General features: G+C 51.0%; 25 protein-coding genes. 13 read left to right on the top strand and 12 right to left on the bottom strand.

What is annotated here, in order from left to right; genetic code table 11:
• The first annotated feature begins 132 nt into the window (after nucleotides 1–132).
• From JMI88_RS20435 to JMI88_RS20415, 5 genes are all read left to right on the top strand, one after another.
• On the top strand, nucleotides 133–1,233 hold the full coding sequence (locus tag JMI88_RS20435) for a HEAT repeat domain-containing protein (protein ID WP_201363828.1): 1,101 nt from the start codon (nucleotides 133–135) through the stop codon (nucleotides 1,231–1,233).
• 305 nt (nucleotides 1,234–1,538) lie between these two features.
• Nucleotides 1,539–2,717 (top strand): molybdopterin-synthase adenylyltransferase MoeB, encoded by a 1,179-nt coding sequence (gene moeB / locus JMI88_RS20430; protein ID WP_201363827.1) that lies wholly within the window; start codon nucleotides 1,539–1,541, stop codon nucleotides 2,715–2,717.
• 137 nt (nucleotides 2,718–2,854) lie between these two features.
• Nucleotides 2,855–3,127, top strand: a complete 273-nt coding sequence (locus tag JMI88_RS20425) for a MoaD/ThiS family protein (protein WP_201363826.1) — start codon at nucleotides 2,855–2,857, stop codon at nucleotides 3,125–3,127.
• A 12-nt stretch (nucleotides 3,128–3,139) separates the two neighbouring features.
• Nucleotides 3,140–4,075 (top strand): PLP-dependent cysteine synthase family protein, encoded by a 936-nt coding sequence (locus tag JMI88_RS20420; protein WP_201363825.1) that lies wholly within the window; start codon nucleotides 3,140–3,142, stop codon nucleotides 4,073–4,075.
• A complete protein-coding gene (locus JMI88_RS20415) occupies nucleotides 4,069–4,494 on the top strand; it encodes a M67 family metallopeptidase (RefSeq protein ID WP_201363824.1) in 426 nt (141 codons plus the stop codon). The genes JMI88_RS20420 and JMI88_RS20415 overlap by 7 nt, the downstream gene beginning before the upstream one ends.
• Nucleotides 4,495–4,534: 40 nt before the next feature.
• Here the strand turns inward: JMI88_RS20415 and JMI88_RS20410 are convergent, their stop codons facing one another.
• Nucleotides 4,535–4,726, bottom strand: coding sequence for a hypothetical protein (locus JMI88_RS20410; protein WP_201363823.1), 192 nt, complete (start codon nucleotides 4,724–4,726; stop codon nucleotides 4,535–4,537).
• Nucleotides 4,727–4,889: 163 nt separating this feature from the next.
• Here JMI88_RS20410 and JMI88_RS20405 point away from each other — a divergent pair, with 163 nt between their 5' ends.
• The 4 genes from JMI88_RS20405 to JMI88_RS20390 all read left to right on the top strand — a co-directional run bounded on the left by JMI88_RS20405 (nucleotide 4,890) and on the right by JMI88_RS20390 (nucleotide 7,406).
• On the top strand, nucleotides 4,890–5,714 hold the full coding sequence (locus tag JMI88_RS20405) for a hypothetical protein (protein WP_201363822.1): 825 nt from the start codon (nucleotides 4,890–4,892) through the stop codon (nucleotides 5,712–5,714).
• A 322-nt stretch (nucleotides 5,715–6,036) separates the two neighbouring features.
• A complete protein-coding gene (locus JMI88_RS20400; protein ID WP_201363821.1) occupies nucleotides 6,037–6,564 on the top strand; it encodes a hypothetical protein in 528 nt (175 codons plus the stop codon).
• Nucleotides 6,565–6,637: 73 nt separating this feature from the next.
• Nucleotides 6,638–6,880 (top strand): glutathionylspermidine synthase family protein, encoded by a 243-nt coding sequence (locus JMI88_RS40735; RefSeq protein WP_201363903.1) that lies wholly within the window; start codon nucleotides 6,638–6,640, stop codon nucleotides 6,878–6,880.
• Nucleotides 6,881–6,992: 112 nt separating this feature from the next.
• Nucleotides 6,993–7,406, top strand: a complete 414-nt coding sequence (locus JMI88_RS20390; RefSeq protein WP_201363820.1) for a secondary thiamine-phosphate synthase enzyme YjbQ — start codon at nucleotides 6,993–6,995, stop codon at nucleotides 7,404–7,406.
• 81 nt (nucleotides 7,407–7,487) lie between these two features.
• On the opposite strand, the gene JMI88_RS20385 is transcribed toward JMI88_RS20390, so the two are convergent.
• A complete protein-coding gene (locus JMI88_RS20385) occupies nucleotides 7,488–8,522 on the bottom strand; it encodes a hypothetical protein (protein WP_201363819.1) in 1,035 nt (344 codons plus the stop codon).
• A gap of 383 nt (nucleotides 8,523–8,905) precedes the next feature.
• Here JMI88_RS20385 and JMI88_RS20380 point away from each other — a divergent pair, with 383 nt between their 5' ends.
• Nucleotides 8,906–10,126 carry an aspartate aminotransferase family protein gene (locus tag JMI88_RS20380; RefSeq protein ID WP_201363818.1) on the top strand — a complete coding sequence of 407 codons (1,221 nt, stop codon included), beginning with the start codon at nucleotides 8,906–8,908 and terminating at the stop codon, nucleotides 10,124–10,126.
• Between the two features lie 37 nt (nucleotides 10,127–10,163).
• On the top strand, nucleotides 10,164–11,678 hold the full coding sequence (locus JMI88_RS20375; RefSeq protein WP_201363817.1) for a CoA-acylating methylmalonate-semialdehyde dehydrogenase: 1,515 nt from the start codon (nucleotides 10,164–10,166) through the stop codon (nucleotides 11,676–11,678).
• A gap of 56 nt (nucleotides 11,679–11,734) precedes the next feature.
• Here the strand turns inward: JMI88_RS20375 and murQ are convergent, their stop codons facing one another.
• From murQ to JMI88_RS20325, 10 genes are all read right to left on the bottom strand, one after another.
• On the bottom strand, nucleotides 11,735–12,670 hold the full coding sequence (gene murQ, locus JMI88_RS20370) for an N-acetylmuramic acid 6-phosphate etherase (RefSeq protein WP_201363816.1): 936 nt from the start codon (nucleotides 12,668–12,670) through the stop codon (nucleotides 11,735–11,737).
• 87 nt (nucleotides 12,671–12,757) lie between these two features.
• Complete coding sequence (locus tag JMI88_RS20365; RefSeq protein ID WP_201363815.1) at nucleotides 12,758–13,504, bottom strand: GntR family transcriptional regulator; 747 nt, start codon at nucleotides 13,502–13,504, stop codon at nucleotides 12,758–12,760.
• Nucleotides 13,505–13,589: 85 nt separating this feature from the next.
• Nucleotides 13,590–14,849: an anhydro-N-acetylmuramic acid kinase gene (locus tag JMI88_RS20360; RefSeq protein WP_201363814.1), complete on the bottom strand. Its 1,260-nt coding sequence runs from the start codon at nucleotides 14,847–14,849 to the stop codon at nucleotides 13,590–13,592.
• Nucleotide 14,850: 1 nt separating this feature from the next.
• Complete coding sequence (locus JMI88_RS20355; RefSeq protein ID WP_201363813.1) at nucleotides 14,851–16,032, bottom strand: exo-beta-N-acetylmuramidase NamZ family protein; 1,182 nt, start codon at nucleotides 16,030–16,032, stop codon at nucleotides 14,851–14,853.
• A gap of 2 nt (nucleotides 16,033–16,034) precedes the next feature.
• A complete protein-coding gene (locus tag JMI88_RS20350) occupies nucleotides 16,035–16,895 on the bottom strand; it encodes a carbohydrate ABC transporter permease (protein ID WP_201363812.1) in 861 nt (286 codons plus the stop codon).
• Nucleotides 16,896–16,898: 3 nt separating this feature from the next.
• Nucleotides 16,899–17,846, bottom strand: coding sequence for a carbohydrate ABC transporter permease (locus tag JMI88_RS20345; protein WP_201363811.1), 948 nt, complete (start codon nucleotides 17,844–17,846; stop codon nucleotides 16,899–16,901).
• A 131-nt stretch (nucleotides 17,847–17,977) separates the two neighbouring features.
• Complete coding sequence (locus JMI88_RS20340; RefSeq protein ID WP_201363810.1) at nucleotides 17,978–19,288, bottom strand: ABC transporter substrate-binding protein; 1,311 nt, start codon at nucleotides 19,286–19,288, stop codon at nucleotides 17,978–17,980.
• 614 nt (nucleotides 19,289–19,902) lie between these two features.
• Nucleotides 19,903–21,114, bottom strand: a complete 1,212-nt coding sequence (locus JMI88_RS20335) for an acyltransferase (protein ID WP_201363809.1) — start codon at nucleotides 21,112–21,114, stop codon at nucleotides 19,903–19,905.
• 250 nt (nucleotides 21,115–21,364) lie between these two features.
• A complete protein-coding gene (locus JMI88_RS20330; protein WP_201363808.1) occupies nucleotides 21,365–22,912 on the bottom strand; it encodes a sensor histidine kinase in 1,548 nt (515 codons plus the stop codon).
• Nucleotides 22,913–22,920: 8 nt separating this feature from the next.
• Nucleotides 22,921–23,625 (bottom strand): response regulator transcription factor, encoded by a 705-nt coding sequence (locus JMI88_RS20325; protein WP_201363807.1) that lies wholly within the window; start codon nucleotides 23,623–23,625, stop codon nucleotides 22,921–22,923.
• A 276-nt stretch (nucleotides 23,626–23,901) separates the two neighbouring features.
• Here JMI88_RS20325 and JMI88_RS20320 point away from each other — a divergent pair, with 276 nt between their 5' ends.
• Both JMI88_RS20320 and JMI88_RS20315 read left to right on the top strand, forming a co-directional pair.
• Nucleotides 23,902–25,323, top strand: a complete 1,422-nt coding sequence (locus JMI88_RS20320) for an MFS transporter (protein WP_201363806.1) — start codon at nucleotides 23,902–23,904, stop codon at nucleotides 25,321–25,323.
• A 64-nt stretch (nucleotides 25,324–25,387) separates the two neighbouring features.
• On the top strand, nucleotides 25,388–26,923 hold the full coding sequence (locus tag JMI88_RS20315; protein ID WP_201363805.1) for an AMP-binding protein: 1,536 nt from the start codon (nucleotides 25,388–25,390) through the stop codon (nucleotides 26,921–26,923).
• Nucleotides 26,924–26,971: the final 48 nt, after the last annotated feature.

Genomic DNA, 26,971 nt, shown 5'->3' with positions numbered 1-26,971 from the left:
CTATCATAATTCACGACCCATGTATGCGTAGCATACATGGGTCGTGAATTATGATATACTTTAGTGTAGTCTCTTTTTTCGGATCTTCCTCTCTGACGGTGCATTGTTCAATCCTTTTTAGGAGAGCTTACAATGACGCCCCATTCAGATCCTTATACTCAAAACTCTCATAACATAGAGCAGCAACCCATCCCGACTTCGATGCCACCGGCTTCCGAAATCACGCCACCTATGGGAGAAACTCCCCCACAGGTATTAGCTGAACAGGCTGCTGAGGGTCATCGTGGCGCAGCCTGGCGCTTGATGATCTGGATTCTCAAAAATGATCCACGGGCAATGATTGCAGTCTCTTCATTGGAAGATGATCGCCTGGCCCGCAATCTTTTAGAATTTATCGCTCTGGGTACCTGGGCCGGCAAACCATTTGTGGTACCGCTGCCTCTGCGTTCACCTTATGCTCGTACGCGCTTACGCACCCTTTTTCTGCCAGATGCTGGTATGGATAGCGAACGTGCACGTCGTGTACTGCTGGCTGGCATGGCTTCTCCCAATCCCCACATGCGCGAGAACGCGGCTTATATTCTGGGCCTGATTGGAAATCGTAATGATGTGCCAGTCCTGATTGAAGCTTTGAAGGATGCTGTTCCATCAGTACGCTTCCAGGCGGCCAAAGCACTGGGGCGTATGCACGCTATCGAAGCTGTGCCGGCGTTGCTATCTGCTCTGCATAGCGCGGACGAGTTCCTGGGGTCACAGATTTTTCAGTCGCTTGTGCAAATAGGGGGGGCGGCCGTACCCGACCTGATTGCCGAGTGCAGCAGCATTTCAGCCTGGACGCGCTGGCATTGTGTGCGAGCCCTGGGTGAAATCAACGACGCCAGAGCCATTCCAATCCTGGCCCAGAGCTTGAATGATCCCGACCATGGTGTTGCCTGGATGGCTGCCAAAGAACTTATTCAATTTGGTAAATTGATTGTTGTGCCTACGCTACAGGTTCTGATGTCCGCCGACACCTCGCCCTGGCTGGCCGAGACGGGATCGTATGTGTTGCATCAGCTTTACCTGCGCTATATCAAATTAAAGCCCTACCTGGCACCACTGGTACAGGAAATGCAACAGTCCTCTTTCAAAATTGGTACTGCGTATACCGCTCAAAAAACGCTGCGGCAAATAGAGAAAGACAAAGTATTACAGTCATCAACGCGCGAGCTGTCAGCAACAGAGTGGACCTGATCTGATCAAAAGCCAACCATGTGCAATTAGACCGTACATGGTTGGCTTTTGATTGGAAATGCAGCTTTTTGGAATAATCGACGTTCACATAGTGTTCATATACATGAGAGCGTAAAGGGCCAGGGCAAGAGGATGCCCTTGATCCATTTTTTCCTCCTTTTCGCTACCTTCAAAAACCAGATGAGCCCCATGGAGTGCATTAGTTAGCTCAGCTTTCTTGACAAGAAAAAATCATACATGGTACTCTTTGGTTAGTTAGATTAAAACTAATTTGATATACTTAGTCAACATTGAGGTGATGTAACATGGGTGATGCTTTTCGCGAGATATTGCGGCAAGCACGGCAACATGTACCCGAATGGCCTGCATCGCAGGTGAATGAGGTATTAAACCAGCGTAAGCAGGGAAATGCAGATTTCACACTGGTAGATGTCCGTGAGAAGACAGAATGGAATGAAGGATACATTCCCGGCGCAATACATGTTCCGCGAGGACATCTTGAATCACAGATTGAAGAGACGGTCCCCGATAAATCAAAGAAAGTTGTCCTGTATTGTGCTGGCGGTGTGCGCTCACTCATGGCAGCAAGTACCTTGCAGCAGATGGGCTACAAAGATGTCGTGTCGATGGCTGGTGGGTTTGGCCAGTGGAAGGGAAGTGGTCTGGGTTTTACACAACCGCGCACATTGAACGAGGCCCAGTCGAAGCGCTATAGTCGCCACTTGCTTATACCCGAGGTTGGTGAGCAGGGTCAGTTGAAGTTGCTCGATTCCAAAGTTCTTTTCATCGGTGCGGGCGGTCTGGGTTCTCCCGCGGCCTTGTATCTGGCTGCAGCTGGAGTTGGCACCATTGGCATCATCGATGCTGATGTGGTGGATGATAGTAACTTACAACGTCAGGTAATTCACAACACCGAGCGTATCGGCCAATATAAGGCCGAGTCGGCGCGCACAACGATCAACGCGCTCAACCCCGATGTCAAGGTTGTCACCTATATCGAGCGCCTGGACGAAACCAACGTCAAGCAGCTGGTCTCTGAATATGATCTGATTATTGATGGTACCGATAATTTCCCTACGCGTTACATGTTGAACGATGCGGCGCTTATCTTCAATAAGCCGGTTGTTCATGGCAGCGTTTTCCGCTTTGAGGGACAGGTTACGGTATTTAAGCCTTACGATGGCCCCTGCTATCGCTGTCTGTATCCAGAGCCCCCACCACCAGCGCTGGCGCCTAGCTGTGCCGAGGCCGGTGTACTTGGTGTGTTGCCTGGCATCATTGGATTATTGCAGGCTACCGAGGCTATCAAGGTATTACTGGGCATTGGCGATCCTCTGGTTGGTCGTTTGTCAACCTATGATGCTCTGGCGGGCGAATTTATGGAGTTGCGACTCTTCCGCGATCCTAATTGTGCCGCCTGTGGTGAGCATGGGCATCCTGAAGATCTGCCGACCTATGCGGACGTCTGTGCGATCCCTGCATAGTACAGAGTGTTATTGAGGGTGTGCAGAGGACATACGTCCTCTGCCCGGGAGTACAGAGTCCTGTGCTTCCGTCTTATTTTCGCCGCCAACTGGTGGCCGTATACTTAAAATTTATTCTATAAGCTGGAGAAAGCGTCATGGCAAATATTCGTTTAGCACCAGTATTGCGCTCGTATGCGGGCGGTTCCAAACAAGTTAGCGCACAGGGAGGCACCCTGGGCGAAGTTCTGAGCAATCTGTACCAGGTTCATCCCTCTCTGAAAGAGCAGATTCAGCCTGAGCAAGAACTGAGCCGTTTCGTCAATGTCTATGTCAATGATCAAGATGTCCGCTATCTACAGGGTCTGGAGACCACAGTAGGTGCGAACGATACCGTAACCCTTTTGCCAGCTATGGCGGGTGGGCGCTAGGAGAAAAGACGTATGCGCTATGGCAGCCTCTTGGAAACAATTGGCAACACACCACTTGTTGAGCTAAAGAGCTTCAGTCCTCGGCCGGGAGTGGAGATTTATGCCAAGCTTGAAGGCAGCAATCCTACAGGCAGTGTGAAGGACCGCGTAGCAAAGAAGATGATTGAGGAGGCTGAGAAGAGCGGTAAGCTACATCCTGGTTCGATTTTGCTGGAACCAACGAGTGGCAATACCGGTATCTCTTTGGCGATGATTGCTCGTATTAAAGGATATCAGTTTGTGGCTGTAATGCCAAATAATGTGACGAGTGAACGCCAGAAGATGCTTGAGCTGTATGGCGCACAAATCATCTATTCCGATGGTAGCCTGGGCAGTAACGGAGCGGTTAAAATGGCCAGGGAACTGGCAGAAGAAGATAATCGCTATGTGATGCTGTATCAATATGGCAATCCGGCTAATCCCCGGGCTCATTACGAGACTACTGCTGTTGAGATTATCCAGGACCTTCCTGACATTGATGTGTTCGTGGCGGGCCTGGGTACCGGTGGCACTCTGACCGGTACTGCCCGACGCTTGAAAGAATATAATCCTGCCATCAAGGTCGTCGCCGCTGAGCCACAGCAGGGCGAAGGGGTACAGGGCCTGCGCAGTTTACAGGATGGTTTTGTGCCGCCCGTGCTGGATCAGTCGTTGCTAGACGGCAAGATACTGGTCTCTGGTGGAGATTCTATTCGTCGTACACGTCAGTTGAAGGATCAAGAAGGTATCTTTGCCGGCCCATCGTGTGGCGCATCGCTACATGCAGCCTTGCGCGTTGCAGATAGCATGGAGCAGGGAAAGATTGTAGCTCTGCTGCCGGATGGCGGCTGGAAGTACCTGAGTGAAGACCTCTGGACGCGCCCGGTAGAGCAGATCGAAGATACATTAGAGGCAAAAGTCTTATGGTAGCTGAAACGAGTTTTGTGGTATATGTTCCCTCGACCATCTATCAAGAGATGGTCGAGCACGTTAGTAGCGGGTATCCTAATGAGACCTGTGGCGCGCTTGGGAGCGTCGATGGGCGGGCGGTCAAGCATTATCCAACCGCCAATGCCGCCGAGCGACCGGATGACTTCTCGATTATTAGCGAAACGGATCTGGTACGCATCTACAACGACATTGATAAATACGATGGCGACTTGATCTACTATCATTCGCATCCGATCACTGAGGCCTACCCATCTCCTCGTGATATCGAATATGCAAAACGCAGTGGCTACCTCTACATTATCTTCTCTCACCGCCACCATCCCGAGCCACCCTATGCGCGAGTCTTCAAAATCGATGCCCAGGGCCTGGTTATGGAAGGTAAGATCAACGTCGACTAGCTCACTGGCAAGAACAACCTCTTGGTACCAGCTTTTTGCATCAGTTGTCTGGCCCTGGCAATGCCAATATGCCGAGGCCAAGCAAGCTGAATCCTACAGGTTTGCGCAACTTAGCAGGTAGCAAAGACAAAGGAATCCGTGAATGCACCCATAAGCCAAGTAGCAATCCAGTGGCATATATCAATGGCGGGGGAGCCACAACTTCCGCCTGGTCTACTGATTGCGACGACATGATAGAGATCTCCTTCGCTAATAGTAAGAGCATGTTGACCGTCTCTATTATAATTCTCTGTCTGCTAGCTGCTAGCATCAAAGTAATTTGTCTCCTTCTGAGCGTTTTCAGACGTGCTACTAACAGTAGCTCATGTTTGCGTATACCGGAAAGGGGAAGTGTTATGGCCGTCCGGACCGAACTGCCAGAGTTGGTGGTACAGAAACTGGCAGCCTTTGAACAGTTACAGCCTGAATTTGAGCGGTGTTTCCTTTTTATCGAGCAGGTACAAGGAAAGCAACGTTTTACCTCTCTCTCAGTAGCTGACGTTGTGCGTTATCTGCACGCGCTGTGGATCAGTGAGTGTAAAATCAGCTTGCTAAGCATTCCACGTACCGTTAAAGGCTATGATAGCTTGTTTTGCCTGAATTTGCTTCAGAACTGGCAGGAAGATGAAGATGTGGCTGCTGTAGTTAGTTTTCTTTATCGCAAACTAGACATGTTACCTGTTGTCGAGATCACCCGGCAAATTCAAGAGGCTCGTCGAACGAATACAGCGGCTGAACAGATACAGCGCCTGGTGCATGGCCGCCAGGTTATGCTTAGTCGTCAGAACAATCTGACCCGGATGTTGGACGCGCTCTTTTCCCTATCTCCGGAAGAGCTTGCCCGTCAGGTTCAGCAGGCCTGTGAAGTTTGCGGTCATCGGCCGGACCAGATTGAGCAGCAGCGGGCGGCCATGCAAGGATCGCTCTATACTTTTGTTCCTCACCAGGTGCTGGCCGAACGGAATATGCTAGTGATGAATACGCTGGCGCGCCAGACTATGGATCGGCCAACCAATCCAACGGCGCAGCGAGCTTCGCTCGTCCAGCAGTCGCACACTTATCCGCAACCTCTGGCTGAAACGGTGATCCCTAACTATCAAGATATGACTTCGTCCGCTTATAATAATCTTATGCAGGGACGTTTTGTAAATCCGTCGACACAGAAACATCGGGATTTGTGAACAGGAGGCATCTCATGAATGACCCGCATGCGAAGAAGCGAACCTGGTTGATTACAGGCGCCTGGTTTGGCACCATCGCCCTGCTTGGAGTGTTAAAGCGGATCATGGATAAGCAGCAAGCCTCGTAACGTCACCTTAGAGCAATGAATAAGGCTTTTATGCGTTTGAATAGGGTGTCTCTAACCGAGCTATGGAAGTCTGAGGGCGATCCAGATTTTCATAGCTTGTCTCCTTTCTTCCCATTTTCTCGTGACAACAAAGAAGCTATCGAGCTTTAGCAGAGATAGAACTATATTTGTGGATCATGAGAAGGAGGATGGTGATGTTTATGCTATCGAAGCCACTCATCGCCGTTTTTGATAATTATGCTCATGCAGAACATGCGGTTAATCAGCTACATCACTGTGGCATTTCGCGCAAGTCTATTCAGTGTACGCGGAAAACAGACCACTGGAAGCTGTTGCATATGTTTAGTAGACGCTACGAGAGTTTTGAAGCCCTCGAAGCTGACCTGGAGTCGATAGGAATCTCCATGGCAGAGATTCACTATTATGAACGCGCTTATGAGGCCGGCATGACATTGCTGGTTGTACGAGCAGGCATCTACGCCGAGCAGGCTAAAGTTATCCTTGCCAGCCATGGCGGTTACGACTACGCGACTCACCCCCAGCTCTCTTTCGCGCCTGCAACTGGCTCGAGGATGAGGATCGAAGATAGTTCTCAACCCGACACAGCTTTTACCTCGGATGGTGTCAATGCCGTGCATGTTGATTCACAGGTTATCGATGCCGATGTTGCTCATGCTCTTCGTATCCTTAACGAAAAAAATAAAAACGATCTGCACCCTTGAGACCAGGCAGAGAAATGACAAGTCTGTCTATGGTCGTGAAGGTTCTTCGGTCACCATTATTGATCGGTAGCGCATTGTCGAGCATAGCGAGCTCAATTTTTATGATAAACAGCTCAAAGTCTACCAACAATATGTTGCCCTGCCCACAACCAAGCTGCAGACCGAGCATGGCCTGCAGGATGTTAGCCTGGTTCATAATTGTTTTGTTACCGGAGGCCAGCCCTCAGCGGTAGGTGTGCGTGCCTCGCGCAAACTCATCTTCGACGATAATGCGTATTTTCTCCCTATCTGCCATCCTCGACGTGAAAACATATAAGCAGTCAGTGCTGCAGGTAGCTTTTGCGCTGGTCAGGTACAATCCCTGTATGCCTTACTGCTATATTGTTATTGCCGGCAGAAAAATTGAATTGATATAGGAGAGCAGACAGATGAAATCACACACCGAGTACCTCACGTTTCATACGCGTCGCCGTAAAGAGATTGTGCCGATTACCGATGAAGTCGAGCGCATCATCGCCGCCAGCGGCATACACGAGGGGCTGGCGCTTGTCTCCGCTATGCATATTACAGCCTCTGTCATCGTTAACGATGAGGAGTCGGGCCTCTGGCACGACATTATGGAATGGGTTGAGCGGCTAGCGCCTGAGAATCCAGATTACTGGCACCATCGCACTGGTGAAGACAATGGTGACGCCCACCTTAAAAACCTCTTGCTTCACCACCAGGTCGTTATTCCGATTACCAACGGCCAGTTCGACTCGGGCCCCTGGCAGCGCATTTTCTATATGGAATTTGATGGTCAGCGCGACAAAAAGGTTATTGTCAAGGTTATTGGTGAGTAATAGCTGTAGATCTTGGCTGTATATTTGTGAGGGGGCAAAGGCCCTGGTACCGAAAATTAGCAGGTACCAGGGCCCTGCTTTTTAGCGGTTGATGGTGGGCGGTTTGATCAAATAGGTGAGCAGTAGTCCGAGTAAGCCACTGACGACGATCGAACCTGCTGACAGGTGAATCGTCCAAATCACACTGGTCGGGGTCGCAAATTGCAGCACCAGGAAGTAGACCAGGAATAGACACATGGGTACAAACAGGGCGAACAGACGATAGTTGGTCAGACGTTTTTCTGGATCGGGCTGGAGAAAGTGATAGGCACAATCGGCCAGCACGCCGCCGAGGGTCGCGATCACGATGCTCAACACACTATCTCCCATGACCGACATTACAATGGCGGTCACTCCCCAGGTGAGCGTAAAAAAACCAGGAAATAAACGCCAGCGCTGTAGCGCAAAGAGGGCAAAACCAGTTACAACGACGGCTTGAAATAAAATACTGACCACGGCCAGCATCTGCCCTGTTCCATCTCCCGTCGGTGTATCTGTCGGCCAGAAGTGGGCTAGAGGATGGAAGCCAGTCGAGATAAGGGCTGGCAGGGTCATCAGCAGAATTTGCGACAGGACCAGGTTCAGGCGTTGTATGCCATGCAAGGAGACACCGTAGCGATGATAGAGGGCGCGATAGGGGCTGGCCAGAAAGACACAGCCACACATCATGAGCAAGATATGGGTAGGGCTGAGTTCCGCGTCGATGTCGCGCTCGATGCCAAAAAAGATATGCCAGAGCATATCACCGACTCCGCCAATGGCGAAGCCAGCCACGGCCAGTACAGTTAGTTCGTAGCCGGAAGGAATGGCTTCATACCAGGATGCGCAACGGGTACGATTGATACAGATTGTGACGATCAACACCAGGGCCGTAGCCAGGAAGCCGGAATAGAGGACTGCGTGCCAGGGGGTAAAGAAAGTCTCCAGACGGGCAAGGTGACTATGTGCCCAGGCATCCAGGCAGGCTCCTGTCAGAAACCAGGCGGTCGACAACGAAAAGACCAGGTCAAACCGTGATCCTTCAAATTTTGCTTTTTTTGTAACCCCTACGGGTAGGTCTGTAGAGAGTGTCTTCAAAATTTTCTCCAGTCACCTGGTAACTCTAGTGGTAGCTATATACGAGCGACAGGTTTTTTGTGAGACAAACAAAGGCTGCTGTATTTATACATAGAAAACTCTGTTCTGGCAAGAGTAAAAGAAATAATCCTGCTTCCATATCTCGTCTGACCGATATCAATAGCGTAGGACATGGTTCTGGCTACATCATCCTGTGATGAAGAAGTAGTTGATAACAGTATTTACACATGGCTTCGCATTGACAAAGGTTTTTGTTACTGGGTACATTACCAGAATACTGTAGTTGTGCAAAGCGTTGCTGCTAGCGCTAGAGGTTTATGATGGATACAGTCGAAAAATATAAGCGTTATGTGAACACAAGTTTTGTAAAGAGTATCGAGCCGGTGGTCGTAGAACGTGCGGCGGGCGCTGAGATATTTGCGGCCGACGGGCGCACCTATTTAGATTGTTTTGCCGGTATTGCTGTTGTTAACGCTGGCCATGTGCATCCCCGTGTGGCTGAAGCTGCTAAGGCTCAGATTGATCGTTTGATCCACGCCGCCAGCTATATCTATTATGTGCCAACCACTGCCGACCTGGCTGAGACCCTGGCAAAGATTACCCCCGGAGCACTGCAGAAAACCTTTTTTTGTAATTCGGGGGCTGAGGCAATCGAGGGAGCGTTGCGCATGGCAAAAGTGGCCACTGGCAAGCGAGAAGTCATCTCGTTGCAGATGGCTTTTCATGGCCGCACCTATGCTACCCTGTCCGTGACAGGTAACATGGCACGCAAGACGCGCGGCGGACCCTATATGTCAGGAGTGGCATTTGCTCCGGCACCGTACTGTTACCGTTGTCCTTTGAAGCTAGAGCCTTCTAGCTGCGGTCTGGCCTGTGCCGATGCGGTTGAAGATGTCATTCGCACCCAGACCAGTGGCGATGTCGCTGCCTTTGTGGTTGAGCCGGTCATGGGAGAAGGCGGATTGATTCCTTTGCCGCAAGGCTACCTGGGACGCGTCAAACAGATTCTGGAGCGCGCAGGCATTTTACTGCTGGTAGATGAGGTGCAAACAGGCTTTGGGCGTACCGGTAAGATGTTTGCTATTGAGCACCATGAGGGCATTGAGCCGGATATTCTGGCGCTGGCGAAAGGGATTGCCGATGGTTTTCCTCTGGGCGCATTTATTGCGCCTGAGGCGATTGCTGATTGCTTCCAGCCGGGCGAGCACCTGAGTACGTTTGGTGGCAATCCTGTTTCTTGCGCGGCAGCCCTGGCCAATATCGAGGTATTGCAAGGCGAAGGTATCGTCCAGCACGCGGCTGAAATGGGGCAATGGGCCCTGCCAGCATTGCGTAAACTGCAGGAACGTTTTCCTTTGATTGGCGACGTGCGTGGCCAGGGACTGATGCTGGGTATAGAACTGGTAAAGAATCGGCAGACGAAAGAACCGGCTGCGGCCGAGGCTGTGCATGTACGCACGCTGTGCCGAGAGGCGGGCATATTGATCGGCGTCGGCGGTCAGTTTGGCAACGTCTTGCGGCTGCAGCCACCCCTGGTTATCACGCAAGAACAATTATCCCATGCACTACAGGCCATTGAACATGCCCTGGAAGCCTGCCGCTAAAGCTGTGCTTCCCTTAGTTTAAGGAGTGAACCATTTTATGACTATTTCGCAACCAACGCAGGCCCAGGTTCTGCATAACTATATCGGAGGTAAATGGGTCTCATCAGAGGCCAGCGAGACACAGCAGATCCACAACCCCGCTACTGACGAGGTGCTGGCTCTGGTCCCATTGGGAAACCGCCACGATATCGACAAGGCGGTAGAGGCCGCCAGCGCGGCTTTCCCCGCCTGGCGTGCGACGCCACCCCAGGAGCGGGCGCGCTACTTCTTCAAACTGCGCCAGTTACTGGATGAACATCGCGAAGAACTGGCTCGCCTGATTACAACCGAGATGGGCAAGACGCTGGATGATGCTCGTGGCGAGGTCCAGCGCGGCATCGAAAACGTCGAGACAGCCTGCGGCATCCCATCCTTAATGATGGGTTATAGCCTGGAAGATGGCGCTGCCCGTGGTATCGATGAAGAGGTCATCTACCAGCCACTGGGTGTTTTTGCAGGTATCACACCTTTCAATTTTCCATTTATGATTGCTTTCTGGTTCTGGCCCTATGCGGTGGCCTGTGGCAATACTTTTATTCTCAAGCCTTCTGAACAGGATCCGATAGTCCAGAAACGGGTCTTTGAGCTCATCGAGCAGGTGGGTTTTCCCGCTGGTGTAATCAATATGGTCAATGGCGGCAAAGAGGCCGTGAACGCCCTGCTTGAGCATCCTCGCATCAAAGGCATCTCATTCGTCGGTTCAACGCGAACCGCGCAATACGTGTATGCGCAGGCAGCGGCGCATGGCAAGAGGGCGCAGGCCTCGGGTGGCGCGAAGAATGCGATTGTCGTGATGCCCGACGCTGATCTGGATATGTACCTGGGCACAATTATGAACTCTTGCTTTGGGGCGGCTGGTCAGCGCTGCCTGGCGAACTCGCTTATTCTGACAGTCGGTAGTGCCCACGAGGCGGTTCGCTCGCGGATCGTCGAAGCGGCCTCTCGCCTGCGTATTGGCAATGGCCTGGACAAAGGTATCGATATGGGCCCGGTTGTTTCAGCCGCCGCGCGCGATCGTATCGCCTCCGCTATTACCCGAGGGATTGAAGAAGGGGCCGAGGCAGTGCTGGATGGCCGCCAGGTTCATATCCCTGATCATCCCCAGGGCTACTTTTTGGGACCCACTGTTCTGGATAATGTGAAGCCAGAGATGAGCGTTTATCAAGAGGAAATCTTTGGGCCGGTGATTGGCCTGGTGCCGGTGGCCAGTTTAGCCGAGGCGATCGAGCTGATCAATGCTAAAGAGTATGGCAATGCTGCGTCTATCTTTACCCAGAGTGGATTTGCCGCCCGCGAATTTCGCTATCGCGTCGAGACGGGCAACATCGGTATCAACGTTGGAGTCGCGGCTCCTGTCTCCTATTTCCCTTTCAGCGGCGCCAAAAGCTCCTTCTTTGGCAATTTGCATCCCCAGGGACGTGACGCCGTGCGTTTCTTTACAGAGAGCAAAGTTGTGATTACGCGCTGGACGCCGGGCGATGGTCAGCAATCAATCACTGGTATCGGGCGCTAAGCTGTCTGGACAGCAGCACTCAGGAAGGCATATCCTATCCTGAGTGCCGCCGTCGTTCAGTCTGATGGATGGTTGTCATCGAGGGTGGCACGGAGAATCTGCCCATGGGAGGCCAACTGTGCGCGTGCAACCTCGGGACTCACATTGGTCAGGCCCATGATAATGGCCACCTTGGTCTCGCCTGCGGCCTGGTCAAGCAAAGATGCCGCCTTTTCCTGCTCGCATCCAGTAGCTAATTGCACAATTTTAATGGCGCGCCGTACCAGCTTATAATTGGTTGCCCGTACATCGACCATCAGGTTGCCATAGGTTTTGCCCAGCAGGATCATCGCGCCGGTGCTGAGCATGTTGAGCACCATCTTTTGGGCCGAGCCCGCTTTGAGTCGTGTGGAGCCACTGATGACTTCGGGGCCTACAATGGGTGCAATCATAATCTCAACGGCCTGCTCCAAAGGAGTACGGCTGCTGCAAGCGATCCCGATCGTCAATGCTCCCAGTGAGCGCGCATACACTACTGCTCCCAGAACATAGGGCGTACGGCCACTGGCGGCCAGTCCTACTATGCTATCATTGGCGTTAATCTGTAACGCGGCCAGCGCTGCTTCTCCACCCGCCGGATCATCCTCCGCCCCCTCAATGGCGTTGGTGAGTGCATGTTCACCGCCAGCAATCACGCCGACTACCTGTTCCGGTGAGCTATTGAAGGTTGGGGGACACTCCGAGGCATCCAGAACGCCCAGGCGCCCGGAAGTGCCTGCCCCTATATAGATTAAGCGGCCGCCCTGACGCATGCGGCTGGCGATGCCCTCCATGGCTTGCGCGATTTTGGGCAACTCCGGCTGGATGGCCAGAGCAACCCTGGCATCTTCATTATTCATAACCTGTGCAATCTCTAGCGGGGACATCAGGTCGATATTGCTGGTAGCCGGATTCGTCTGTTCGGTTTCCAACGCGCTTAGGGAGCGCTCGGCGTGGGCTGGCTGTTGTGTCATAAGAGAATACTCCTGGGATAAAGTAGCTGTTCGTGTTTTTTTATATTGTATTGCCATCGGGTCGGATGCAGGAGGGCCGTATGAATGCTAGGAGAAGAGCTGCTCACGTTTCAAACTGGTATAGAAAACATATTTACGTCCACAATAGATGGACCTGGCATACTCAATTGGCTGGTTGCGCTCAATATAGGCTGTACGCCGGGTATAAAGAGCGGGACTGCCTATGGGCACTTTAAGTTTTTCTGACTCCTTGCTGCTAATCAATCCGGCTTCTAACTCCTGTTCGGCTTCGATCAGAATCATGCCGTACCTGGTTTCCAATAATTGATAAAGGGAGTGTTGTTCCAGATCTTCTTCCAGCAATTTTTCACAGCCAATAAAATTCAGGTGCGAGACCTCGATCGCCAGCGGCTCATCATCGGCCAGTCGCAGACGTTGCAGCGTAAAAACGAGCTGTCCAGGCTTGATGCGCAGATAATCTGCTGTCTTCTCATCGGCCGGACTCATACTCATCGAAAGAACTTTGGTCGAAGGCCGTTGACCACGAGCGCGAATATCTTCTGTAAACCCGGTCAGGTGCAGGAGCTGTTGCGTGATCTTATGGCGACTGACAAACGTACCCTTGCCCTGTTCCCGGTAAAACAGTCCTTCGTTCACCAGCTCAGTGATTGCCTGGCGCGCCGTCATGCGGCTCATGCCATACTGCTCGCTCAGCTCGCGTTCTGACGGAATCAGTTGCCCGGGCTGCCAATCGCGATTGCTGATCTTCTCACGCATAATCTCTTTCAACTGATAGTAGCGAGGAAGCGGCCCTTTCCGATAAATAGTACTCATATCTTTGTCCTATCTCTTCTCTATTGCTGTTATCTCTGTTTACTGGTATGTTTCTCCTGCACGTTCGGATGGTAGATGTTTGCCGTTAACTCTTTTCTGATGGTGGGAGGAAATACAGCCGGGTAAGCTGAGGTGGTTGGCCGGTTTGAGCAAGCATCGTCTGGTTATCGTTGGCCAGCCGCCGCACAATAGCAGCATAGTTAGAGCCGGGAATGATTTTTCCTAGAATTGTAGCGGTGCGCGCTCCTGTACATTGTGGGAGATTGGCTGCCCGCCCATAGACAGTTTCATGACCAAGTAAGGCAAAGGTAACGGCTTCTTTCACGCTGGCAGTCAATCCGTAACTCTCAAGGGCCTTGACCTGGCTGGTGGGAAGAAGCCTCTGTATTTGTGCCATCAGGACCGGATTGTAGCTACCGCCACCGCTGACGATAACTTCGTCAATATGTGCTGGACCAAAACGTCGATAGGCCAGGGCGATACTCTCTGCGGTAATGGCGGTCAGGGTAGCCATGGTATCTGCGGGCGTGAGCTGGCGGTTTGCGGCTTGATCGATCAGAGCATGGGCAAAGGCGTCCCCAAACAGCTCGCGGCCTGTTGTCTTGGGTGGAGCTTGCTGAAAATATGGATGGGCCAATACCTCAGCTACCAGGGTCTGATCGACCTGACCTGAACGTGCCATCTGCCCATCGCGATCAAAGGTCTCCCGGCCCTGTGAAAAATAGCGCGCGCCATAATCAATCCAGACATTGCCCGGGCCGGTATCAAAGGCGCTGGCACCTGTAATTCCCTGGTCTGCGGGAAGTATCGTTACATTGCCGATCCCACCAATGTTTTGCAGCGCCAGCGTCTTCACACCATCTGCGAAGAGGAGCGCATCAAAGAAAGAGACCAGTGGAGCACCTTGACCACCGGCCGCCATATCTGCCACACGAAAATCGGCGACCGTGGTAATCCCGGTGCGTTGAGCAATGACAGCCGGCTCGCCCATTTGCAAGGTTGACAGTGTACGTCCAGCTTCTACCAGGTGATAGAGCGTTTGACCATGTGACGCTATCAGATCTACCTCCTGGCGTTGCAACCCTTTCTCGGCCAGAAAGGTAAGGCAGGCGCTGGCAAAGGCATCCCCCAGCTGAAAATTCAGTTCAGTCAATTCATCCAGTGCGCCATGTTTGGTGTGGCACAGATTGAGCACCTGTTGTCGCAGTGGTGCGGCATGGGGATATTCTCTCTGGGCGAGCAGACGGAAAGACAGGGTTTGGGCCTGGGGACCCGGTAAAAACTCACACAGGGCCAGATTGATACCATCCACAGAGGTTCCCGAGTTCATGCCAAGGACATACATACTATTCCTCCTCTTCGCCATAGAGCAGGAATGGACGTCGCCGCTCTTTAAAGGCTGTTAATGCTGGTTCCCAGGTCGCGAGTATTTCCGCGACCTCCGCGCCAGAGTCTAGCGCCAGTCGCAAGGCATCGCTGCCATACAGGAGATCAATAGAGAGTTTCCCCTCCACACCACTGGTCCAGTTGAAGGGAGCCGGAGAGAGCTTATGCAGCGCATAGAGCAGGCATATCCCCAGTTCAACCGGCCGCAACTGATCTGGCTCCACTATATGTACCTGCACGCCGCCACATATCTGCTGCGCATGCTTGGAAAAGGTCGGTGTAAAGTAGGCTGGACGGAAGGCAACGCCTGGCAATTGATACTTTTCTAGCACCTCCGCCAGTGCGAATGGATCGAGACCAGGCGCCCCGATCAACTCAAAGGGGCGTGTCGTTCCCCGACCCTCGGAGCAGGCCGTGCCTTCAACCAGGCAGGTACCCGGATACAGACTGATTGAATCCAGTGTCGGCAGATTAGGCGTGGGCTGCACCCAGGGGAGATCTGTCTCGTCAAAGCGCAGCGCGCGTCGCCAGCCACGCAGAGGGATCACCAGCGGTTCGGGCCAGCCGTATTCAGCCGCAAACAGACGACCGAGCTCGCCGCTCGTCATTCCATGCTGAATCGGCAGCGGATGGCAGCCCACAAACGAATTGAAGGTGTTCTCAAGTATATTGCCCGCAACCCGTTTGCCTCCCAATGGATTGGGGCGATCGAAGATTACAAAGGTCAGTCCCGCCTGCGCCGCTGCCTGCTGGGCATATTGCAGCGTGGCGATATAGGTGGAGTAGCGCGCACCCAGATCTTGCATATCGTAGATGAGGACATCCAGGCCGGACAGCATCTCTGGATCTGGCCGACGCGTCTCTCCATACAGGCTATACATTGGCAGCCCTGTACGCCGATCAACCTGCCCCGCGACTTTGACGCCTGCCTGCACATCCCCACGAATACCATGCTCAGGTCCAAACAAGGCACACAGCTCTAGCTGACCATGTGCCTGCAGCAGATCCACCGCGCTGCAAAACCGCCGATCGCTGCCAGTTGCATTTGTCAGCAGCCCGGCGCGTTTGCCAGTTAATTGTGGTATATCGGTTGCCAGAAATACTTCCAGCCCGGTCTGTACATGTGCCCGTGTCTGTCTCACTGCTACCCCTTAATAGCTCCCATGCGAACTCCACTCAAGAAGTTGCGTTGGAATATCATGAAAAAGATAATCATTGGCAATGCGGCCAGCGCGGCTCCGGCGAAGATGATACCGTAGTCGGTTGTAAACTCACCCTGTAAGCCGGCGACGCCCACTGGTAACGTATAGTTGCCGCTGGACTGCAGAACCACCAGGGGCCAGAAGAAGTCGTTCCAGTGCTGCACAAAGACCATAATGGCCAGGGCTCCTATGGCTGGTTTAGAGAGCGGTAGGATCACATGCCAGAAGACGCGTAGCTCGCCACAGCCATCCATGCGTGCGGCCTCCAGCAACTCGGTGGGTAGCGTCTGAATATACTGACGCATCAGAAAGATCCCAAAGACGCCTGCCAGGCCCGGAAGAATCACGGCCAGCAGAGTGTCCAGCAAGCCCAGGTTACGCGTCTCTACGTAGAGCGGAATGAAGGTCACATAGGAAGGGATCATCATCGTCGCGACCAGAATCCAGAACAGGATGTCGCGTCCCGGGAATCTCTTTTTCGCGAAGGCATAACCGGCCAGTGTATCAAAAAAAATGTGGAAGACGGTGATGGTGAGCGCGATGACGATACTATTTTTTCCCCAGGACCAATAATCGCTGGCATCGGAAAGCAGGCGTTGAAAATTCGACAGGCTGGCATGCACAGGAATGAGATCTGGTGGCGTCTTAATCGCATAGGTTGTAGGTGTGATCGCGGTGACAAAGAGCCAGTACATTGGCCACAGCGCGATCACAGCGGCCAGAATCAGAATTGCCCAGGCTCCGATAGTGGTCCACTTGAGTGGCCTGGTGGTGCGGCTGGCTTTTACGGTAGATTGTGCCATAGTTTAATACTCCACATCGCTTCTCAAAAAGCGGAACTGTACAATGGTTACCGCGGCAATCATTAAGAACAAGATAAAGGCCTGTGCGGAGGCAATGCCGTACTGGAACTGCTGGAAGGCGTTCTGGTAGATTTGCGTCAGGATAAACTGCGTGTTATTGCTTACCCCACTGGGGACCAGGATAAATACCTTCTCGAACACCTGGAAACTGGCAATGGTGTAGAGTACCACTACATAGAGCGTCGTAGACTTGATCAGCGGCAGCGTAATATGCCACCAGCGCATGATAGGACCCGCGCCATCGAGCTGTGCCGCCTCGTAGTATTCAGGTGGGATGCTGCCCATAGCCGCGTTAAAGAGTACCACGCCCGTCGCCGGAACGGTCAGGATCGTCGAAAGCGTAATGCTATTGAGCACCAGGGCAGGATCGGAGAGCCAGCGCATCGGTGCGATGTGGAACAGGCTGAGCAAATAGTTCAGGAAACCATATTCTGAATTATAAATAAACTTCCAGACGATCGCCACAATCACCGAACTGGTGACAGCCGGCAGATAGAAGGCTGCCAGGAAGAACGTCTTCACATGTTTATGCCTGCCTTGAATCAAGGCCGACAGGATCAGGGCAATAAAGATATTGGCAATAACGGTAATGATTGTATAGTACAGGGTATTTTCTATGGCCCTGACAAAGACCCCGCTATCGGTTGTAAAGGCCCGCAGGTAGTTTCTGAAGCCAACCCATTCATTACTTGAAACAATATCGCCTTGCTGAAAAGAGATAATCAGGGCCCAGACAACTGGAATGAGAGTAAAAATAGTAAAGGTGAGCATACTGGGAATCACGAAAGCGTAACTCCAGCCATGGTCCTTGATAAAGCGCTTAAACTTGTTGTTTTTGGGTCGGTAGACAGAGCGCGTTTCAGCTGCCTCCTCTACTTGTAGGTCTGACATGACCATCCTCCTCATAAGGACTGAAAATGCTGGCTTCAAAACAGCAGTGATGGAAAAGCAGGACCGGGGAGCATGGTGCGCTCCCCGGTTCGATTGTATTTATCTACGTGTGGTAAGCACGAAGAAAGGTACTAGGACTGGCTATCAGAGAGAATTGAGTTGATCTCATTAGCCGGTGCTTTGAGGGCTTGCTCTGGCGTCTCTTTACCTAATACCGCATTCTGGATATGGGTATGCATCAGCGTACGAATTTGTGTCCATTCCGCGATCAGCGGCATCAGATAGGTATACGACACAAAGGGCGTAAACTTATTAATTGGGTCGGTTACCGTGATCGACTTGCGCGCACCCGGAGCCAGGTAGTACTTGGGCACATCCTTGGCGACCTGGCTACCTGTGAGATAGCTCGCCATATTCATGGCAGCCTTGATTCTATCGCTATTGCTAGATTTCGCGACAGCGATCAGACCAATGCCGCCTGTGGTGAGATGTTTGCCCAATTTCCCAATCGGCATAGGTTTGACGGTAAAGTTCATGTTCATCGACGCATAGCCGCTTGAGTCGCCACTAGGAGCGCAATACATGGCATAATTTTTGTGCTGGCTAAAGCCGGTACCGATATCATCGGGTGACTGTGTGCCGAAGTCGGGCGGAGTCACTTTATATTTCAGTGCCAGGTCGGCCAACTTCTGCAGCCCGCTGATAGCCTCGGGAGAATCAAAGGCATACTTCTTATTATCCGGCGTCAGGGGTACACCACCATCGCCCATGATGATCGGCCAGGTATTGACCACGCCGGGATCGATCACGCCGGTAAAGCCATAGACCTTCTGACCATTGGCGCGCGTGAATGTCAGCTTCTGCGCGATCTCCACAAATTGCTCATAGGTCCAATCATCTGCTGGTACAGGAACGCCCCGCTCTTTAAAGATATCCAGGTTCAAATACATACCAACGGGAGGGACCCAGAGCGGCCAGGCATAGGCCTTGCCATTAACTTTAACGGCATCGAGTAGGTTCGGATAGATATCGGCCTTGTCGTCGGCGGTCAGATAATCGTCAATCGGTTGCACCGACCCCTGCTTGACGAGAAGAGGAAGATTGTCGGATGGAATGCGGAAGACATCCACCGATGAACCACCATTGACAGCCTGCGTGACTTTGGTAAAGCCAGCATTGTCTCCGGTATAGCCTGTAACCTTGACCGTTATGTTGGCATGACTCTTCATGTAAGCCTTAACCGCGGCATCAGTCAACTTGCCAGTTGCATTGGCGCCGTTGGGTTGGTATCCCAGGGCCCAGTATCGTAAGGTTTGCGCCTGTGGAGTAGATGAACCGGAAGAACCTCCTCCACATGCCGCCAGTAGCGCTGCCAGTGCGCTGGTACCAACTGCAACTTTGCCGCCGTCGATCATGAATTGTCGTCGTGTTATAGAACTCATGCTGGTGTCTCCTCGATGATATAAAGATCGGGAATCGCAAAAAAATATTCTCTGCTATGGTCATACTTAGACTGGTTCGATGCGTAAAACGAGAAAGGAGTGCCGCTGTCCTGCGTGGAAAATAGCAACATATCAAACCATCTATGCTTGAAAGGTCAGTTTTTTGGACGTATCCTTCCCAATTTGAGTGCTATGTTGTAAATGTGGAGGACCCATGAGAAAAAGATGAAATAATTGTTGAAGACAGTGCCGCATCCTCTTCATTGATTGATGGTTCCTTTCTATCTTCGCATCCTAAGTGTTCTAGTCGTTAAGTTGTATAGACCAACAGATAGATTTATCACACTATGCCATACTTTCCGTACACTGTCAAGCGAAAATCTTTCCCCGATTAAAAATAATTTATCAAAGATCGCGAGACAGTTATGGCAATTTTCTCTAGTTGTGAAGTAAATATCACTCTATATCTATTTCAGAGAATATTAGCGTATAGCAAATAGAACGACGACCATGCTGATGAGCTATATATTTGCTCGCTGGAAAGAATAGATAAAAAAGCCTGTTGCTGATGCGCACGAGTAACAGGCTTTGGGTGGTTGGATTGGAGGCGTTTGTCAGGCTCCTGCTTTTACCACATCGCGGTTGGGCTCTACCAATGTATTGTGAGCTGATAAGGATTTTGATTTTTTTGGCACTTCACGTCCGATTAAGCGACTTAAGACAGGTATTCTTAAGAGCACAACGCAGAAGGTAACAGAGATACTGGCGGTAAAAAGCCAGGCCAGTAGGACGCGCAGGGCGACCGGCCAGCTGGTGGGCAGCTCTGGTATCAACCATGTGAGGGCGATCGTAAGCACGAACGCATGGCACAGATAGACACCAAAGGATGTATCTGAGAGCATATGCCAGAACTTATAGCCTCGTGGTGGATGTTGTTGACTGGCATTTAAGGACCAGTGGCTGGCAAGCCAGAATAAAAAGAAGATGATACAGGGGCTATAAATAGCAATCATTGGCTGTGTAACGGCTGTTGCATGAGCGATTGGCTCCTGGTAGACACGAACCTGCACAATATAATGCAGAGTAAAGGCAGCGACAGCAATAACAGCACAGCTAACAACCAATCTTCCATGCCGTAGCAGAAATGCACGCACCTGGGGGAGATAAATGGCCGTGATGCCACCCAGCACAAAATAGAATTGATAGCTCAGGATACAGCGCTCTGAGTAACGCGCATAATAGTGCCAGAAGCCAACCAGCGGTACACGTCCCATCTGGATAGTATGGTAGTCCGTATAGAGGAATGCGACTTCCAATGCAAAGCTAATAAGCAACACAGTCCAGGGATGCCGAGCAACCTTCTTCATGAATGCCAGGAAGAATGGAAAGATGATGTAGAACTGGATGCTAATCAAGATAAAGTACAGCTGAAATGAAGCCTGTCCCGTCAGAGTATTGACGGCCAGGACACGGAAGAAAATGGGCCAGGGAACATCGTGTGGCATTTTGAAGACTTCGTAAAGAATACTCCAGGATACATAGGGGAGTAAGATGCCCAGGCTACGTTTTTTCCAGAATTGGGTAACCTGTAACGATTTGCCGTAATACACATAGATCAGAGCAAAGGCTGTGATGAACATAAAGATCGCGCGATTGGCATGTAACAGATTGACCAATGCGTTTTGTATTTGTAATCCAGTCGTGGTAGTGTTGATATAAGCTGACAATGCGGTAATGTGGACCGCTATCACTGTCAGCATGGTGATGACTCGTAACAGGTCTAACTCATAGATATATGGGCGTCGCGTGTTTTTCTCCTGGCTCATAATATAAACCTCAACAATTTGTTTTTCTTTATAGGCGTTTGTGTTCCCGGCTGCTCTGCTTAACCATGATCAAGCTATGGCCAGGGAATATGGATCTGGCTATGTTGAATCCTGACATAGCAGCCTGAAGAAAGGGCTGTGTAAGGCTGAAGAATTGCTGAATAGCGAGCCAGGAAAACAGGCAAGCAGCAACCTGCGCTGTTTCAAATTACTGCTTACCTGGTTTAGTATATGTTGAGTGCAGGAGCGTTCATGGTAACGAGTTGACCAGCGGTGGTGTGTTTTGGTGTTGTAGTTGAGTAGCTGAGGGCAAACGTATTGTGACCGTTGTGCCTTTATCTAGCTGGCTTTGAACGATAATATTACCGCCCTGGGCTTCAATAAGCTCTTTGGCAATCGCCAGGCCCAAACCATTACCGCCGACCTGCTGTGAAGAACGACTACGGGCAGTATCAGCGCGGTAGAAGCGATCAAAGATATGTGGCAACGCATCAGAAGGGATGCCTTTGCCAGTATCATGAATTTCGATGATTACTGTATCAGGTTCTTCATTATAAGCGACGATTTTAACCTGTCCTGTGGAGGGTGTAAATTTCAATGCATTATCAATAATATTCAAGAGCGTTTGCTGCAGTTTATCCGCATCGGCCCGAGCTGGGAAAATATCGGCAGCGATGGTACGCGTAATGTATTGTCCATGCGCTAGCTGTCGGGCCTGATCATAGAGGGTGTGCATTAGCTTTTGAATGTCAACCGCTTTCTGGCGCAACTGGAGCTTATTTTCATCCAGACGTGTTAGCGCCAGCAAATCTTCGACCAGCCTGTGCATGCGCTGCACCTCGGCGTACATACCCTTTGTCAGGCGGCGTGTGGTTTCTGGATCGCCCTTATCGGCCCCAAGCAGAAGCATCTCCAAACTGCCATTAAGTGCTGTCAGAGGCGTACGTAATTCATGTGAGACATCAGCAACAAAGCGCTTTTGCTGTTGAAAGGCTGTTTCAAGCTGAGCGACCATGCTGTTGAATGAGCGAGCCAGCACGCCAATTTCATCATTGGGCAATTCAGTATTCAAACGTAGCCAGAGGGCTCCGTTGGCAATGTCGCGGCTGCTACGTTCCATTTCTACCAGTGGATGTAGTGCTACACTGATCAAGGGAAAAGTAAGAGCCGTGGCTATGCCTAGAGCGCCAATTGTTCCCAACAGTAAAATCAAGCGCAGTGTGGTCATAAAATTATCGATAGATTCGATTGGTCGACTGATCTGCAAGACCGCTACGGTTTGCCCGTTCTGTTCCAGGGGCAGGAGTACGACGATTTGACGTTTTCCCTGAACGTCTTTTTGAATCAAGTAGCTTGTGCCCTGTTGATCATTTTGCAACGTTTGTTTGATCTGTGTTAGCGAGAGTACGACAGTAGAAGGGGTAAAAGGAGCATTGGAACCGGTTGCGATAATGGCTCCATCGGGCGCCAGGATTGTCGCTTCGTCATTGGTGCTGGCAATTTTTTGTGCCAGTATCTTGAGTGGAACGCTGGTGATTGGATTGAGCATACCAGGTGGTGGACCGGGGGCATCTACCAGTCGTAAAGGGTGACTTTTCAGACTATTTACGGCCAGGCGTGCTTCATAGCGCAACGAAGTACCTTCGTTGCTATATAAAGCCTGTTCGGCTGTGAAGAGGATAATGGTGCCCAGGGCGCTTAAGAGCAGTGTAAGTAAGCCCAGAGAGACCAGAGCGAGACGCCAGCGGATAGAAATTTGATTGGCAATGTAGCGCCATCGTTGTTTGCTCTTACCCATTACGCTATTTATCCCCGCAATGTATAGCCAATGCCACGTACTGTTTGGAGTAGACGTGGCGGATTATCGTTCAGTTTCTCGCGTAGATGGCGTATATAGACCTCAATGATATTGTCATCACCCATATAATCGTAGCCCCATATGCGCGCCAGAATGATTTCGCGCGTCAACACCTGGCGCGGGTGCATAAGGAAGAGCTCCAACAGCTCGAATTCGCGCGGAGTCAGATCTATTGTCTGCTGCTGATAGGTAACAATGTGGGCTGTGCGATCGAGGGTGATATCGTGAAAGGTGAGCGCATCCACGAAATGGTTGCCATGACGTCGCATCACCGCTCTGACCCTGGCAATCAGCTCTTTAAAGGCAAAGGGTTTGGTCATATAGTCATCCGCGCCGATCTCCAGGCCAGCGACCAGGTCATTCAGGCTTTCCCTGGCTGTCAACATAATAATGGCGACATCATGAGCCTTCCTCAACTGGCGTGTGACTTCCAGCCCATCAAAGCCTGGCAGCATAATATCAAGAATAACCAGATCTGGCAGATGGGTTTTGGTAGCCTCGATAGCTTCTGGTCCACTGGTAGCTATCACCACATTGTAGCCCTCATAAGTAAACCCAATCTGAAGAAAATCAACGATCTGTGGTTCATCATCTACGATCAAAATGGTTGGTTGTTTGTTGCCTGTCGTATCTTTATCTGTGGTAGCAATCATAATGTTTACAATTTCTCAAAACGTAATAGGATGGCTTATGTTTGCTGGATATCAATATGTTCATGTGCATCACTATATGTCATCCTGTTTAAATTAGCAAGCTTTTTCCTTCTCCTTTAAGCTATAGCAATGATTGCTGAATATTTGCTGAATTCAGCACGTCTGCCAGATTCAGCGAATGTTCAGTCATGTATGCTTTGATTTTCAGCAATCTCTGACAAGATGAACATACATAAACGCTGTTTAACGTTGTTCATAGACAAAGGAGATCAGAGATTGTCTACCACCACACACATAGAATATGCAATCCCGGAACGGATTGATCGGCTGCCTTTGAGTCGAGAAACATGGCGTATTATGCTGCTGGCTGGTATTGCCTGGCTGATTGAATCATACGATATTGGCATTATGGGCAATGTCCTGCCACTATTAGAAAAACAGTATCAACTGAATAGCTTCACAGTCGGCATGTTAGCGACGGTCTCTACACTGGGTATTGTGTTAGCGATTATTCCTGCTGGCTGGTTAGCTGATCGTATTGGACGTAAGAAGATATTAGTAATAGGAACAGCCTGGTACGCTTTTTTTTCTTTGATTTGCGGATTGGCTCCCACCATCCCTTTACTTATCGTTTGCCGCTTGATCGCGGGATTGGGTATGGGGGCTGTATTCCCCATACCCTATGCCATGGCGGCCGAATTGACCTCTAAACGCATTCGGGGCTCTATGACCTCTGTGCTGGACTCATTTCTCTCCTTTGGCTACTTTCTTGCCCCACTATTAGCTCTTCTGTTAATACCCCAGTTGCCTGAGCAGTGGGGATGGCGAGTGCTGTTCTACATTGGAGGTTTGCCATTGTTGTATGTTCCGGTGCTTGTAAAATGGATGCCAGAATCTCCACGCTGGCTGACTGTCAAGGGACGGGCCGAAGAAGCAAATTGGATTGTAAGCCAGCTGGAACAACAAATAGAGAGCCGCACCGGCTTGCTCCTACCACCTCCTGAAAACAGTGGAGGGCAGCCAGCATCTACAACGTCCAAGGTATCGTTGGGCATCTTTTCCCGCGCTTATTTTAAGCGAACAATGATGATGTGTATATCGTTTGCCTGTATTCTGTTTATCTTTTATGCGATCCAGACCTATACCCCGACTGTATTGCTAAAAGAAGGCTATGGCATTAGCAATGCTTTCTTGCTGACCACGATTATTGTGGTAGCTTCGATTCCTGGCAAATATGCCGCAGCATACGCTATTGAACGCTTTGGGCGCAAGTTTACCCTGATTAGTTTCACTTCGATTGCGGCAGTGAGTGCGCTCTTCTTTGGCTTTGCCCATAATGGAGCGCTGGCGCTCTCTTGTGGCTGTGTGTTGTCTTTCTTCGGTATTGGTGTTGATCCGGTAATCAAAATTTATGGCGCGGAGCAGTATCCAACGCATATGCGTGAGCTGGGTATAGGTGTTTTTGAAGGAGTAGGGCGCCTCTTTGGTGGCGTGCTGGCCCCATTTATTATGGCTTTTCTGCTGGCTAGTTTTGATGTAGCTGGCTCATATGTATTTGTGGCGGTGATTGCGGTGATTGGCGTGTGCGTGGTGTCCTGGTTGGGTACCGAAACCCGGGGTGAGGTGTTGGAGAAGGCTGCCAACGTTGCGGATTCCAGCATATTACAGCAGTCTATAAGTGATTCACACACTTTTTGATGCTTTTTGATCGCATTCAGTTGCTCCTATTCAGAGCAAGGGGTTGCGGAGGAAAAGAACGATTATGCTAAACATACACGAAAATTTATCGCAAAAACTACAAATAGCTCCTGGTTCTCTCTATCGTAGCCTGGTCCGGTGGGCAGAACTTCAGCCCGCTGCAAGTTGCCTGGTAGAGGTTGAGAGCGGACGTACATTGACCTATCGGCAAATGCTAGTTGCTGTCAACGCGATGAGGCTTTTTCTGGGTGATGTGCCCCAGACGCTGGTCCTGTCTTTGCCAGGTGGTATGATCAATGCTGTAATTTGGATTAGCGCGTTAAGTGGAGGGCATCGTTTAGTTCCTATCTCTCCGACTGCTTCAGAACACGAAAAGCGTCGCGTTGTCGATACCTATCAGCCAGATGTGCTCTTTGTTGAACAGAGAGAGGATGCTTGCCATTTCTCTCTCCTTGAGACGACCGTGATAGTGACGCTGCACACGTGTGAGGCCTTAATTGATCCCGTGGCCAGCAGCATTGTTGGTTGTAGTTTGATGCAGCGCGAAGGTCACGTCTGTTTAACGACTTCTGGCACCACCGGTGAACCCAAAGGTGTCGTTCTGCGTGAGCGGCAACTGGCCTGGACGGCTGAGCAGGTGCGCCGTAGTCATGGCCTGACCACACAGGATCGCGGTCTAACAGTGCTGCCTTTTTTTCACGTTAACGCTCCAGTCGTAAGCCTATGCTCATCTATTCTGGCCGGGAGCGCGGTCGTCATTGCTCGCCATTTCAGTCGAAGTCAATTCTGGTCCTGGGTTGAGCGCTATCAAGTGACATGGGCCAGTTTAGTGCCAACGATTGTTGCCATGTTGCTTTCAACTGAACAACCAGATTTTTTGCCGGGCACACTACGCTTTGTTCGTACCGGCTCTGCTCCTTTGCCTGCTAGTGATCTGCGAGCATTCGAAGCGCGTTTTGGTATTCCTGTGATTGAAACCTATGGTTTGTCGGAAGCTGCCAGTCAGGTTGTTGCCAACCCTGTCCCTCCTGGTAAGCATAAAGCTGGTTCAGCGGGCCTGCCAGTGGGAGTTCAATTGCGCATCTGTGTTCCGCGACAAAATGGAGAAGATGCTTTGACAGATGTGATCCCTGGAGAGATAGGCGAAATTTGTATTGCTGGCCCTGCTGTAATTACAGCCTATCAAAATAATGCGGGCCAGGATTCATTTCAGCACGGTTGGTTTCGCAGTGGCGATCTAGGGTACCTGGATGCTGATGGGTATCTTTTTATCACTGGTCGTTTGCGTGAGGTAATCAACCGAGGTGGAGAGAATATCGCGCCACGTGAGATTGAAGAAGTGCTGTTACAGCATCCTGCTGTACAGGAAGCCGCCGTGGTAGGACGCCCTGATCCACTTTATGGCGAACAGGTTGTTGCATATATCGTGGTGCGTGAGGAGTGGAATGAGGGCGTAAAACAAAGTCTGCTTGCTCATGCTCGGAGGTATTTGAGCGCCTATAAAGTTCCCATTGATTTCATGAGCCTGGATGCTCTGCCGCGCAACGCGACCGGAAAGGTAGAGCGTAAATTGTTGCAGGACAGAGAGCGCCAATCATAATCCCATTGAAAGGCATGGGATTAATTTCTTTGTGTGAAAAGCCAGGTA

Source organism: Dictyobacter formicarum (assembly GCF_016587435.1).
This window is presented reverse-complemented; position numbering and strand designations above follow the sequence as displayed.

Excerpts from the sequence above, each read along its gene's own strand:
- JMI88_RS20435 (WP_201363828.1), top strand. The coding sequence starts at position 133 with ATGACGCCCCATTCAGATCCTTATACTCAAAACTCTCATAACATAGAG.
- moeB (WP_201363827.1), top strand. The coding sequence starts at position 1,539 with ATGGGTGATGCTTTTCGCGAGATATTGCGGCAAGCACGGCAACATGTA.
- JMI88_RS20425 (WP_201363826.1), top strand. The coding sequence starts at position 2,855 with ATGGCAAATATTCGTTTAGCACCAGTATTGCGCTCGTATGCGGGCGGT.
- JMI88_RS20420 (WP_201363825.1), top strand. The coding sequence starts at position 3,140 with ATGCGCTATGGCAGCCTCTTGGAAACAATTGGCAACACACCACTTGTT.
- JMI88_RS20415 (WP_201363824.1), top strand. The coding sequence starts at position 4,069 with ATGGTAGCTGAAACGAGTTTTGTGGTATATGTTCCCTCGACCATCTAT.
- JMI88_RS20410 (WP_201363823.1), bottom strand. The coding sequence starts at position 4,726 with ATGTCGTCGCAATCAGTAGACCAGGCGGAAGTTGTGGCTCCCCCGCCA.
- JMI88_RS20405 (WP_201363822.1), top strand. The coding sequence starts at position 4,890 with ATGGCCGTCCGGACCGAACTGCCAGAGTTGGTGGTACAGAAACTGGCA.
- JMI88_RS20400 (WP_201363821.1), top strand. The coding sequence starts at position 6,037 with ATGTTTATGCTATCGAAGCCACTCATCGCCGTTTTTGATAATTATGCT.
- JMI88_RS20390 (WP_201363820.1), top strand. The coding sequence starts at position 6,993 with ATGAAATCACACACCGAGTACCTCACGTTTCATACGCGTCGCCGTAAA.
- JMI88_RS20375 (WP_201363817.1), top strand. The coding sequence starts at position 10,164 with ATGACTATTTCGCAACCAACGCAGGCCCAGGTTCTGCATAACTATATC.
- murQ (WP_201363816.1), bottom strand. The coding sequence starts at position 12,670 with ATGACACAACAGCCAGCCCACGCCGAGCGCTCCCTAAGCGCGTTGGAA.
- JMI88_RS20365 (WP_201363815.1), bottom strand. The coding sequence starts at position 13,504 with ATGAGTACTATTTATCGGAAAGGGCCGCTTCCTCGCTACTATCAGTTG.
- JMI88_RS20360 (WP_201363814.1), bottom strand. The coding sequence starts at position 14,849 with ATGTATGTCCTTGGCATGAACTCGGGAACCTCTGTGGATGGTATCAAT.
- JMI88_RS20350 (WP_201363812.1), bottom strand. The coding sequence starts at position 16,895 with ATGGCACAATCTACCGTAAAAGCCAGCCGCACCACCAGGCCACTCAAG.
- JMI88_RS20345 (WP_201363811.1), bottom strand. The coding sequence starts at position 17,846 with ATGTCAGACCTACAAGTAGAGGAGGCAGCTGAAACGCGCTCTGTCTAC.
- JMI88_RS20340 (WP_201363810.1), bottom strand. The coding sequence starts at position 19,288 with ATGAGTTCTATAACACGACGACAATTCATGATCGACGGCGGCAAAGTT.
- JMI88_RS20335 (WP_201363809.1), bottom strand. The coding sequence starts at position 21,114 with ATGAGCCAGGAGAAAAACACGCGACGCCCATATATCTATGAGTTAGAC.
- JMI88_RS20330 (WP_201363808.1), bottom strand. The coding sequence starts at position 22,912 with ATGGGTAAGAGCAAACAACGATGGCGCTACATTGCCAATCAAATTTCT.
- JMI88_RS20325 (WP_201363807.1), bottom strand. The coding sequence starts at position 23,625 with ATGATTGCTACCACAGATAAAGATACGACAGGCAACAAACAACCAACC.
- JMI88_RS20315 (WP_201363805.1), top strand. The coding sequence starts at position 25,388 with ATGCTAAACATACACGAAAATTTATCGCAAAAACTACAAATAGCTCCT.